Source organism: Shewanella sp. UCD-KL21, from assembly GCF_001957135.1.
Lineage (GTDB): Bacteria > Pseudomonadota > Gammaproteobacteria > Enterobacterales > Shewanellaceae > Shewanella.
This window is the reverse complement of the sequence record NZ_MPHK01000021.1, coordinates 60,261-71,144: the sequence shown is the minus strand read 5'-3', so window position 1 is coordinate 71,144 and position 10,884 is coordinate 60,261. Positions and strand designations below refer to the sequence as shown.

Annotated in this window: 12 protein-coding genes and 1 other annotated feature; of the genes, 2 read left to right on the top strand and 10 right to left on the bottom strand. The window is 42.0% G+C overall.

What is annotated here, in order from left to right:
* Positions 1–215 (bottom strand): transposase domain-containing protein (locus BM739_RS16535; RefSeq protein ID WP_175609544.1); only part of this gene is annotated, 215 nt, incomplete at its 3' end.
* Positions 216–352: 137 nt separating this feature from the next.
* Positions 353–1,033, bottom strand: coding sequence for a cytochrome b/b6 domain-containing protein (locus BM739_RS16530; protein WP_076542596.1), 681 nt, complete (start codon positions 1,031–1,033; stop codon positions 353–355).
* 591 nt (positions 1,034–1,624) lie between these two features.
* Between BM739_RS16530 and raiA the strand changes: the two genes are divergently transcribed.
* Together raiA and BM739_RS16520 are read left to right on the top strand one after the other, a co-directional pair.
* Positions 1,625–1,978: a ribosome-associated translation inhibitor RaiA gene (gene raiA / locus BM739_RS16525; RefSeq protein WP_076542593.1), complete on the top strand. Its 354-nt coding sequence runs from the start codon at positions 1,625–1,627 to the stop codon at positions 1,976–1,978.
* 131 nt (positions 1,979–2,109) lie between these two features.
* Positions 2,110–2,225, top strand: a sequence feature (Phe leader region).
* 62 nt (positions 2,226–2,287) lie between these two features.
* Positions 2,288–4,243, top strand: a complete 1,956-nt coding sequence (locus BM739_RS16520) for a chorismate mutase (RefSeq protein WP_076542589.1) — start codon at positions 2,288–2,290, stop codon at positions 4,241–4,243.
* Between the two features lie 93 nt (positions 4,244–4,336).
* Here BM739_RS16520 and BM739_RS16515 read toward each other — a convergent pair whose 3' ends face one another.
* The 8 genes from BM739_RS16515 to ffh all read right to left on the bottom strand — a co-directional run bounded on the left by BM739_RS16515 (position 4,337) and on the right by ffh (position 10,804).
* Positions 4,337–4,669 (bottom strand): hypothetical protein, encoded by a 333-nt coding sequence (locus BM739_RS16515; protein WP_076542587.1) that lies wholly within the window; start codon positions 4,667–4,669, stop codon positions 4,337–4,339.
* A 108-nt stretch (positions 4,670–4,777) separates the two neighbouring features.
* Positions 4,778–5,917, bottom strand: a complete 1,140-nt coding sequence (tyrA, locus tag BM739_RS16510; RefSeq protein WP_076542584.1) for a bifunctional chorismate mutase/prephenate dehydrogenase — start codon at positions 5,915–5,917, stop codon at positions 4,778–4,780.
* Between the two features lie 25 nt (positions 5,918–5,942).
* The gene (locus BM739_RS16505; RefSeq protein ID WP_076542582.1) at positions 5,943–7,016 is read right to left on the bottom strand and encodes a 3-deoxy-7-phosphoheptulonate synthase; all 1,074 of its coding nucleotides are present in this window, start codon (positions 7,014–7,016) and stop codon (positions 5,943–5,945) included.
* Between the two features lie 246 nt (positions 7,017–7,262).
* Positions 7,263–7,616 (bottom strand): 50S ribosomal protein L19, encoded by a 354-nt coding sequence (gene rplS, locus BM739_RS16500; protein ID WP_076542580.1) that lies wholly within the window; start codon positions 7,614–7,616, stop codon positions 7,263–7,265.
* 35 nt (positions 7,617–7,651) lie between these two features.
* Positions 7,652–8,398 carry a tRNA (guanosine(37)-N1)-methyltransferase TrmD gene (trmD, locus tag BM739_RS16495; protein WP_076542576.1) on the bottom strand — a complete coding sequence of 249 codons (747 nt, stop codon included), beginning with the start codon at positions 8,396–8,398 and terminating at the stop codon, positions 7,652–7,654.
* 15 nt (positions 8,399–8,413) lie between these two features.
* Positions 8,414–8,944, bottom strand: a complete 531-nt coding sequence (gene rimM / locus BM739_RS16490) for a ribosome maturation factor RimM (protein ID WP_076542574.1) — start codon at positions 8,942–8,944, stop codon at positions 8,414–8,416.
* Positions 8,945–8,962: 18 nt separating this feature from the next.
* The gene (gene rpsP, locus BM739_RS16485; RefSeq protein ID WP_076542572.1) at positions 8,963–9,214 is read right to left on the bottom strand and encodes a 30S ribosomal protein S16; all 252 of its coding nucleotides are present in this window, start codon (positions 9,212–9,214) and stop codon (positions 8,963–8,965) included.
* A 216-nt stretch (positions 9,215–9,430) separates the two neighbouring features.
* A complete protein-coding gene (gene ffh / locus BM739_RS16480) occupies positions 9,431–10,804 on the bottom strand; it encodes a signal recognition particle protein (protein ID WP_076542570.1) in 1,374 nt (457 codons plus the stop codon).
* Positions 10,805–10,884 lie beyond the last annotated feature (80 nt).

Below are 10,884 nucleotides of genomic sequence, written 5' to 3'. Positions count from 1 at the left end.
CAGACTTCTTTTATGGATTGATTACGGATTAATCCCATCCACAGCACGAGCCAGACGGCTTGCTGCGCAGGCAAACGACGATTACGGATACTTGCCTTGTTGGCTGAAAGTAATGATTGTTCTATCCACTGTGAATCGATAGCCTCCATTACAGAAGCATAATCTCCACTTTCTTCTACTGACTCATGAACTAACTCAAGCTCTTGCGCAAACATAAAAAAATCCCTACCAGAATACTGGTAGGGATTATCATTCATCTGCAGGATCGTTCAAGTGTTCTTAACCGATCGGCATTACACTTGAAGTGGGCTTTTTGCTGGCTGTTTCTAGTAAAAGCCTTTGAAAACTGACATCACATAAAAGCGATAATAGGTGAAATTAACCAAACCCAAACACCCGAACCAACTAGCAAAACAATGCCTAAAGCAAGTAACGGTGATTTCATTTTAGGTTCAGTGCTGAGCAACTGATGTTCTTCTTCAGTTAAAGACTTTTTACCTGAGATCATCGCAGCGACTAACTTGTGGCCTTTAATGGCATAAACCGTAATCGCGCATAGATGCAATGCGATGCAGCCAAGAATGAAATTGAAGTTCATTTTGTGTAACCATGTCATAAATGAAGCAGTATCAGAAGACACCATGGCGTAAAGTGGTCCTTCGGTAAAGATATCATCTGTAGCGAATAGACCCGTTAGCAACTGCAATGTGAGCACAAACAACATAAGCAACACCATGTAGCCACCCATTGGGTTATGGCCAACTACAGGCTCTTTTGACGGCTCACGTAAATAACCAATAACTTTTTTAGGGCCAGCGACAAAGTCTTTGAATTTTGCGGTATCACTACCTACAAATCCCCACAGTAACCTAAAGACAATCAGCACTAAAAAGCTATAAGCACAAACTTGGTGCCACTCCATCTCTCCTGCATCTGCTGTCCACCACAAACAAATCAGCAACACCACCGTAAGCCAGTGAAACATACGAGTGGGTACATCCCATACCTTAATTTTTTTTTGTTCTATACTCATAGATGTGCCTTAAGCTTAGTTCTTTTAATATACTTGATTATAAAGAGCAAAATCTTGCACTCATAGACCCTTAAGGTAAAGAAAAGTAATTAAGTATTACCAAGTTGCAACGAGCAAGTTCAAACTCTGCCGCTTATGAATTATTAAACATCAACAAGATACTGGGTTCTACAATATATGATTTAGCCCTTCAGCTAGGGTTTCAGTAGTTACATCCCAAAAATATGACTTTCGACATGCGTGCGGCTAATAGGAATATTAGTGGCAAACTTTAAAAGCTTTTTCAGCTGCGGTTAGCACAACAGTAAAAGCGCGATGCCACAAAAAATGGCTAACGAAAATGCAAGGTCAATTGAGAAAGTGTATATAAATCATTCAAAAAAAGGAGGTGAGCGAGGTTGTTATCCATTCAAATATGCGCCTATTTAAATCGAGTTTCAAGACATTTTAAACGGTTTTTTAGCTAAATTGTCTAAGCGATCAAATATGAATCAAACAGACTTAAAAAACCTACAAAACGTGATTTAAATCACGATTTTTCTTTCGAAGCTTGGTAATCTGAACTTAAGCAAACAACAGAAGGTTCGAAATATGCTGAAAATCACTAGCAAGCAACTTGAAGTAACTGCACCGATTCTTGAACGTATCGAAGGACAAATTGAAAAACTCGCAAGACACGATCTACAACTCATTAACCCACATGTCATTATCACTCAGGAAAAGCAGCTCTTTAAGATAGAAGCGTCAGTAGGCTTGCCAAGTGGAGAACTATTCGCCCAGGCGAAAAATGAAAACCTTTACGCAGCAATAACTGCAATGGGTAAAAAGCTGGAAAAACAGCTAAATCGCCTGACACATAAACCCCAAGCTCAACGTCACGTTTCGCCAATAGCTGAAACCGATAATGATTTTGAGTATGTCTATAAGGAGGAAACCGCAGCTTGATGTTTTTTATTACACTTAAACCAAAGCGCGCCCTCGGGTGCGCTTTTTTATGCAAACCATAAACAATGAGCAAACTTGATCAATATTTGATTGACACTGATAGCTTAGCGCTTTAATTTTACAGTATGAAAAATATCACTAGCCGCAATTTTATTTTCTTTTTTATTCAGCCCCCATATTGAGGCCGATTTTTTGTGTAAAAACGAAAATGAAATTTAGAGCCTCCCAACTGGGGGGCTTTTTATTATTAAATATTTAATGCTCGCTGTTCAACACCACGTCAGCTAAGCAGTCGTCATTGAGGCTATTATGAAAAAAGCGCCAGAATTGAGTCAGACCAGAGAACAAATTACCTCACTAGATAAGGACTTATTAGCCTTACTAGCCAAAAGGCGTGAATTAAGCCTTGATGTCGCCAGAAGTAAAGAAGTCGATGTTAGGCCCATCAGAGATACGCAGCGGGAAAAAGAATTATTAGAACGCTTAGTTCAACAAGGTAGAGAGCAAGGTTTAGATGCTCACTTTGTTATCTCACTTTATCAAAGCATCATTGAAGATTCAGTCTTGAATCAACAAGCCTTTTTACATGGCCGTGCTAATCCTGAAATCCAGCAACAACAATCGACCATCGCCTACTTAGGTGCTAGAGGCTCATACTCTTATCTCGCAGCCAGCCGCTTTTGTCTGCGCCGCCAAGTAGAAATGATTGATTTAGGCTGCCAAAGTTTTGATGAAATTATCAATTCAGTTGAACTCGGTCATGCCGACTTAGGTTTTTTACCGATTGAAAATACCTCTTCGGGTTCAATTAATGAAGTGTATGACGTGCTGCAACACACCTCTCTTTCAATTGTCGGAGAAACAACCATTGAAGTGGGTCATTGCTTACTCACCAAAAACAATGCTGAATTAGAACAAATCAAAACCGTATTTGCTCACCCACAGCCCATTAGCCAATGCAGTCAGTGGTTATCGCAACATCCAAACTTAACGCTGGCCTATTGCTCAAGCAGTGCTGAAGCCATGCAGCAGGTCATTGATGCAGATGATGACAGTGTTGCCGCTATAGGCAGTGCTGAAGGCGGCGCCTTATATCAATTAAGTGCCACAGAAAAAGGCTTAGCCAACCAAAAAATTAATCAAAGCCGCTTTATTGTGGTTGCCCGCAAAGCTGTTGCAGTGCCGTCACAACTGCCGGCAAAAACCACCTTGATTATGGCTACAGGACAAAAGCCCGGCGCGCTAGTTGAGGCGCTGCTCGTATTAAAAGCCCATAACATTAATATGAGTAAGTTAGAGTCTCGCCCAATCCCTGGCACCCCGTGGGAAGAAATGTTCTACCTTGATGTTGATGAAAATCTTGCAAACCATGATATGCAGCAAGCCTTAAAAGAATTAGAAAGGCTAACACGCTTTATAAAAGTGCTGGGCTGTTACCCTTGTGAAACCGTCAAACCAACTCAACTAAATAGTAGTCAGCTAGTGATTGAGCCAAATAGCTCTAAAGCCCCCAATAAAACTGCTAGTGACAATCTTGATGCCCCTAAGCATTCGAAATTGTATCGACAAGAGCAGACCATTATTGAAACCAAACACTGTGCCATTGGTGAAAAGGACTTAGTTGCGCTGCAACAAATGACCCTTACAGACACCGATGACTTATTTGCCGCTAAGGTGAAGCAGGTGAAAGAGTCTGGTTATCAAGGGGTATTGCTACAAGCTTTATCTACAGATAATTTATCGCCGTTAAGCCTTAAAAATTATAGTCATATCGTTGAGCAAGCAGGCTTGTTCAGTGCCATTGAAGTTGACTCAGTAAGCAGCTTCGATATTGCTGTAAAGTCGGCCGATATGGTTTATCTTGCTGGTAAGGCGATGTTTGATAAAGAGCTGTTAGACGCTGCAGGCGCTATCAGTAAACCGGTATTGCTTGAGCGCAATACGATGGCAAGTACCTCTGACTGGCTTACTGCTGCAGATAGAGTTTTGACCACGGGTAATCAACAACTTATCTTGGTTGAAGCAGGCATTAGAAGCTTTACTAATCCTGAGCAACTGTCATTGGATTTAGCCGGTTTAATTGCAATAAAGCATCAATGCCACTTGCCTGTTATTGTTAATACCAGTTACGCGGTTAACAGCCCTCTTTTACATCAGCAAGCCATTGCAGTTAAGCAGCTACAGGCCAACGGACTGATCCTGAGTGAGCAACAACTGGCAGAGGCAGATGACCAGCATCACTTGCTGCACGAGCTTCATCAATAAAACCAGCAGTATCGTTTACCCAAATGATACTGTTGATGTTAGCCCAATAAAAAACCGAACATTAAGTTCGGTTTTTTATTGGTTAATCAACAATTAATACATGCTGACATTATCATTTAACCCAAGCCAACCTTTAAAAATACGATAACTAAACCAGCCTAAAGCTAATACAAATATCGGGACACTAAGCCATATTTGAGGAGTAAAATAGCCTAAGATCACTAATGGCATCAAACCGGTCATGCTGTTACGTTGCCATCTCAAATGAGAGCCCAGCAAAGAGTTTGCTGGAATACGGTTTTGGGAAATATTAATTAATAAACTAAAAAACACGGGTAAAAAAAAGAGTGGAAAGGCGCTCATTAGTGCATATAAAAAATGCCCAAGCGATAAATCTTCTGCGGTGTAAACCTCAGTATTTGTCATTAGATTATCACTCCTATTAGTCCGAAAAAAAGAGCTACTTAAAAGCAGCTCCCTTTAACCTTAATCCCTGTTTGATGATTTCGCAATATTATTCAGCTTTAACTCGGCTTAATTGGTCTTCATATCATTCACTGACTGTAGCATAGCGCGGCTTTCTTGCTGAAATTGTGGCGCAAAATCCCCAAACCATTTTGCAACTTGCTCAAATTGAGACACGAATTCATCTCGATTACCGGTCTTAAGTAGTTGAAGTGCTTGACCATAGTTATCAAGATAATCACTAATGGCGACTTGGCTGCCTTCTTGGGCAAAAATAATATCAGCATACAGTTTAGGATCTTGAGCAAACAAACGCCCCACCATCGCCAACTCTAAACGATAAATAGGCGAACTAAATTGTAAAAGCGTCTCAATGTCGGCCTGCTCTTTACATAGGTTCAAACCATAAACAAAAGTTGAAAAGTGACGCATGGCTTGCACTAGTTGCATGGCTTTATCATGCTTTTGTGCATCCTCATTAACAATACGCGCGCCCCAAATAATAATTTGATCGAGTAACCATTGGTAAGCTTGGGGTTCGCGGCCATCACACACCACCACAACCTGCTTTGCTAAACTGCCCACATCAGGGCCAAACATTGGGTGTAAACCCACTACAGGGCCATTGTGAGCTGCAAGCATGGCATTTAAAGGCTCAGTTTTAATTGAGGTCAAATCAGCAAGAATACAATCATCAGCTAAATTGTTTAATTGATTGCTGATCACCTCGCAAGTGACATTAATTGGCACGGTAACGATCACCATGCCAGCGCCATCAAATAACTCGTCTGCGCGATGCCAATCGTTTTTATCAAGGCTTTTTACAGTGTAGCCAGACAGCGTCAGCATTTGACTAAATAAACCACCAAGCTGGCCTTCACCACCAACAATGACTATATGACCAAGATCCGTTTTTACTTGCTTAAACCCGACATCTTTTTCATTCAGATAAGACTCACGCATTAAACGACGTAAAATATCTTCAATAAGTTGCGGTGAAACATCCATCTCACAGGCTTCTTTACGGCGTTTTGCCAACATTGATGCTTCACGCTGCGGTGCGTAAATCGGCACCCCAGCAGCATGCTTAACCGCCCCGACTTGAGCGACAAGATCTAATCGCTTACGTAATAAATGCAGTAGTTGCTGATCAACGCCGTCAATAAGCTCACGCAAATTGTCTAAATCTAAAGTGGTTTTTTCATTCATCGCTTAAATCCATCCATCGTCGCGTTTATGCTGCGAATCGATTAGGTAATACTGTTTTAAGTAAATTAGCATTGCTACGCAACAATGTCTCAGTTGTTTGCCAATTTATACAAGAATCGGTTACCGATACGCCATAAGCCAGTTCTGACAGAGGCTTATTACTGGATTGATTACCTTCATTTAAGTGACTTTCAAGCATCACCCCAATAATTGAACGGTTACCTGCATGTATTTGTTTAAATACATCCTCGCAAACTAGTGTCTGTCTTGTATAGTCTTTTGATGAATTGCCATGACTGCAATCAATAATCAATCTGGCATTTAATTTGGCTTGATGTAACTGCGCTTCACACTCTGCCACGCTGTCAGCATCATAATTAGGTGTTTTGCCACCACGTAAAATCACATGGCCATCGGGGTTACCTGCCGTTTGCAGTAATGACACTTGCCCTTGCTGGTTAATGCCCATAAAACGGTGGCTGCTTGCCGCAGATTGTAAGGCATTAATCGCCACTCCAAGTTTACCGTCAGTGCCGTTTTTAAATCCTACTGGCATGGATAAGCCAGATGCCATTTCACGGTGAGTTTGCGACTCTGTGGTTCGGGCGCCAATGGCCGACCAAGTTACCAGCTCTGACATATACTGCGGGCTAATGGGGTCTAATGCTTCAGTCGCTACCGGCAGTTCAAGCTCTGCAAGCCAAATCATCAGCTCACGCGCCATTCTTAGTCCCTTTTCAACATCGAATGATTCGTCCATATCAGGATCATTGATAAGACCTTTCCAACCTACTGTCGTACGTGGTTTTTCAAAGTAAACCCGCATTAAGATATAAAACTCATCACTGAGATCATCATGTAATTTTTTAAGCTTTAGGGCGTATTCTTTGGCAGCATCGATATCGTGAATAGAACATGGGCCAGTAACGATTAATACTCGATTGTCACGTTTGTGGACAATATCGGCAACGGTTTTACGGGCGTCAAGAATGTACTGATAAGCGTGATCAGACAGCGGCAATGCTTTTTTTAATTCTGCTGGGGTGACCAGTACTTTCTCTGAACTAATATGAACGTTATTAATCGTATCTTGCTGCATGATATTTCTCACTTCTTAAAAAATTATTTCTGTCATGGGGCTATCGCGTTAACCATGACTGCACTAACTGACCTTACCAAGGTAACACCGTACCGCTACACCATTACAAAGTTGAGCTAACTATGCCTTGGATTAAACGACTAATCAACCACTAAATTTAATTTTCTCCAAAAACACAAAAACCCGCCATAAAGGCGGGCTATTGTGCGAACACTGCATCTAATTTTTTTAAGCGGGTAACTAGTCTTACTTAGTTGCCAACTTTTCACGGATACGTGCAGATTTACCTGAACGATCACGTAAGTAGTAAAGCTTAGCACGACGAACACGACCGCGACGCTTAACTTCGATGCTAGCTACTAGTTTACTGTGCGTTTGGAAACCACGCTCAACACCTTCGCCATTAGAGATTTTACGTACTGTAAATGCAGAATGAAGACCACGGTTACGCTTAGCGATAACCACACCTTCAAACGCTTGAAGACGTTCTTTGTTGCCTTCAACTACACGTACCTTAACTACTACTGTATCACCAGCACCAAATTCAGGTACATCTGTTTTCATTTGCTCTTCGTTGAGCATTTTAATGATGTTGTTCATAACTTACTCCGTTCTAGAAATAACTGGGCTTATGACTACACAGGTTTGTCTAAATTTTTGACAAACTCCGCTAAAAGAGTCTTTTGTTCGCCAGTCAGAGCTAGATTTTCAAATAATTCTGGTCGTCTTAAAAAAGTCCTACCAAGACTTTGTTGCAACCGCCAGAGTCTAATTTTTTTGTGGTCACCGCTTAAAAGCACTGCTGGTACACCGACACCATCTAAAGTTTCAGGGCGTGTATAGTGTGGACAATCCAATAAGCCATCAGAGAAAGAGTCTTGCTCTGCTGACGCTTGCTTACCTAGTACACCAGGTACTAACCTTGCAACTGAATCAATTAAGGTCATCGCCGGTAATTCTCCGCCCGAAAGCACATAATCACCAATTGACCACTCTTCATCAATTTCAGATTGAATAATACGTTCGTCAACACCTTCGTATCGACCACATACCAACACTAAACTTGTTGATTTACTTAACTCAGAAACGCCTTGCTGATCCAGCTTACGTCCCTGAGGTGATAAATAAATCACCTTTGCACCGTCACCTGCCGCAGCTTTCGCTGCATGAATAGCATCGCGTAACGGTTGCACCATCATCAACATGCCTGGACCACCACCGTAAGGTCGGTCATCAACAGTGTTATGTCGATCATGGGTGAAATCACGAGGATTCCACGTTTGCAACTCTAACAGGCCGTTTTTTACGGCTCGACCCGTGACTCCAAAGTCTGTAACGGCACGAAACATCTCAGGAAACAGGGTTACTACCCCTAACCGCATATGATGTACCTCGACTTAAAAGTCTGGATCCCAATCCACTAATATCTGTTTACTTTGCAAGTTCACCTCAAGGACGAACTGCTCAGGGACAAAGGGAATCATTCGTTCCGCTTTGCCAAAAGCATCTTTTACGTTAGCTTTAACAAGGAGTACGTCGTTGGATCCTGTTTCCACGATCTGATCGACTTCACCCATGTTGTAGCCTTTGGTGTTAGTCACAGTACAACCAATCAAATCTCGCCAGTAGAATTCATCTTCTGACAAGTTTTTCATTTGGTCTGACTGAATGGCAATCTCACAATTTGTAAGTGCTTGCGCATCCTCTCGTGTATTTACGCCTTCTAAGCAAGCCACAAGTGCTTTACCTTGAAAACGCCACTGAGAGACCTTAACCTCACGCCATTCACCTTGTTCTTTTATGTACCAAGGCGAATATTCAAAAATACCTTCAACAGAATCGGTATAAGAGGTGATTTTCATCCAACCTTTAATACCATGACTAGAACCTATTTTGCCTAGTACGATGGGTTGTTGATTACTACTCATCTTTATACCTTAACGCTATTAAGCAGCTGCTTTACGAGCGTCTTTGATCAATTTTGCTACACGTTCTGAAGTCGAAGCTCCAGTTGCAACCCAATGGTCAACACGATCTAAATCTAAACGTAAAGTTTCTTCTTGACCTTTAGCTAAAGGGTTGAAAAAACCAACACGTTCGATGAAACGACCGTCACGTGCATTGCGGCTATCTGCTACAACGATACTGTAAAATGGACGCTTTTTTGCGCCGCCACGAGCTAAACGAATGGTAACCATGCGTTTTATTCCTCTAATGATTTGCTAGAAGCAAAAATAAAAAACTGGGACTCCGTGTTCGCGAAGGGCCCCAGTAGAAAGCCGGAAGATTTTACCTGACTTTTCAACTATTGCAACCAAATCCGACGATTTTTACATCGAAGGTTATTGTCTGCCATAGGTCAAAATAAACCTAACCAGCGGTATTTGAAAAGATATTCATAAAAAACGTAAACATTAACGCCCAGGAAACTTCATTCCCGGAGGCATCATGCCGCCCATACTGCGCATCATTTTCTTCATCCCACCTTTACCTGACATTTTTTTCATCATTTTTTGCATTTGAGTAAACTGCTTCAAAAGACGATTAACATCCTGAATTTGGGTGCCAGAACCTAAGGCAATACGACGTTTTCTTGAACCTTTGATGATATCAGGACGCTTACGCTCACCTGGTGTCATTGAATTAATAATAGCTTCCATTTGGCCAGTCATCTTGCCATCTTGAACTTGGGCTAGCGCTTCAGGTGGTAATTGGCCTACACCTGGCAGCTTTTCAATCATGTTCATCATGCCGCCCATATTCTTCATTTGCTGCAATTGTTCGCGAAAATCTTCTAAATCAAAGCCACCACCTGATTTCACTTTTGAAGCAAGCTTCATGGCTTTGTCTTTATCAACGCCACGTTCTACTTCTTCAATAAGTGATAGCACATCACCCATACCAAGAATACGTGAAGCAATACGCTCGGGGTGGAATGGCTCAAGGGCATCAATTTTTTCACCGACACCTAAGAATTTAATCGGTTTGCCAGTAATATTACGAATCGATAACGCCGCGCCGCCACGTGCATCACCATCAATCTTTGTCAGAATCACACCAGTTAACGGTAATGCTTCATTAAATGATTTTGCGGTATTGGCCGCATCTTGACCCGTCATAGCATCGACAACAAAGAGTGTCTCTACAGGATTAACGGCTGCATGAAGGTCTTTAATTTCATCCATCATCGCTTCATCGACATGCAAGCGACCTGCGGTATCGACAATCACAACATCAATGAACTTAAGCTTGGCATGGGCAATCGCGGCAGTAGCAATGTCGACTGGCTTTTGGCTCACATCCGATGGAAAAAATTCAACTTCAACTTCAGTGGCTAAGGTTTCTAGCTGTTTGATCGCCGCAGGGCGATAAACGTCGGCGCTCACTACCAGTACTGATTTCTTTTCACGTTCACGTAAAAATTTCGCCAGTTTGGCAACACTGGTGGTTTTACCGGCACCTTGTAAACCTGCCATCATTAATACTGCAGGCGGTTGACTAGCGAGGTCTAAGGCTTCATTAGCCTCACCCATTGCAATTTCAAGTTCATTTTGGACAATTTTAATGAATGCTTGTCCTGGACTTAAACTTTTTGACACCTCTTGACCAACAGCGCGTTCTTTTACGCTGTTAACAAATTGGCGTACCACTGGCAAAGCAACATCAGCCTCAAGCAGCGCCATGCGCACTTCACGTAAGGTATCTTTAATGTTGTCTTCGGTTAAGCGACCACGACCACTAATATTTTTGAGGGTGCGTGACAGTCTGTCAGATAGATTCTCAAACATGCGCTGCTGTATACCTTAAACGATTCCATAATTGGCGCCCATTATACCCAAACTACTTCAAGATGCGACATTAGCCTGCG

Coding starts and splice junctions, on each gene's coding strand:
- BM739_RS16530 (WP_076542596.1), bottom strand. CDS start 1,033: ATGAGTATAGAACAAAAAAAAATTAAGGTATGGGATGTACCCACTCGT.
- raiA (WP_076542593.1), top strand. CDS start 1,625: ATGCTGAAAATCACTAGCAAGCAACTTGAAGTAACTGCACCGATTCTT.
- BM739_RS16520 (WP_076542589.1), top strand. CDS start 2,288: ATGAAAAAAGCGCCAGAATTGAGTCAGACCAGAGAACAAATTACCTCA.
- BM739_RS16515 (WP_076542587.1), bottom strand. CDS start 4,669: ATGACAAATACTGAGGTTTACACCGCAGAAGATTTATCGCTTGGGCAT.
- tyrA (WP_076542584.1), bottom strand. CDS start 5,917: ATGAATGAAAAAACCACTTTAGATTTAGACAATTTGCGTGAGCTTATT.
- BM739_RS16505 (WP_076542582.1), bottom strand. CDS start 7,016: ATGCAGCAAGATACGATTAATAACGTTCATATTAGTTCAGAGAAAGTA.
- rplS (WP_076542580.1), bottom strand. CDS start 7,616: ATGAACAACATCATTAAAATGCTCAACGAAGAGCAAATGAAAACAGAT.
- trmD (WP_076542576.1), bottom strand. CDS start 8,398: ATGCGGTTAGGGGTAGTAACCCTGTTTCCTGAGATGTTTCGTGCCGTT.
- rimM (WP_076542574.1), bottom strand. CDS start 8,944: ATGAGTAGTAATCAACAACCCATCGTACTAGGCAAAATAGGTTCTAGT.
- rpsP (WP_076542572.1), bottom strand. CDS start 9,214: ATGGTTACCATTCGTTTAGCTCGTGGCGGCGCAAAAAAGCGTCCATTT.
- ffh (WP_076542570.1), bottom strand. CDS start 10,804: ATGTTTGAGAATCTATCTGACAGACTGTCACGCACCCTCAAAAATATT.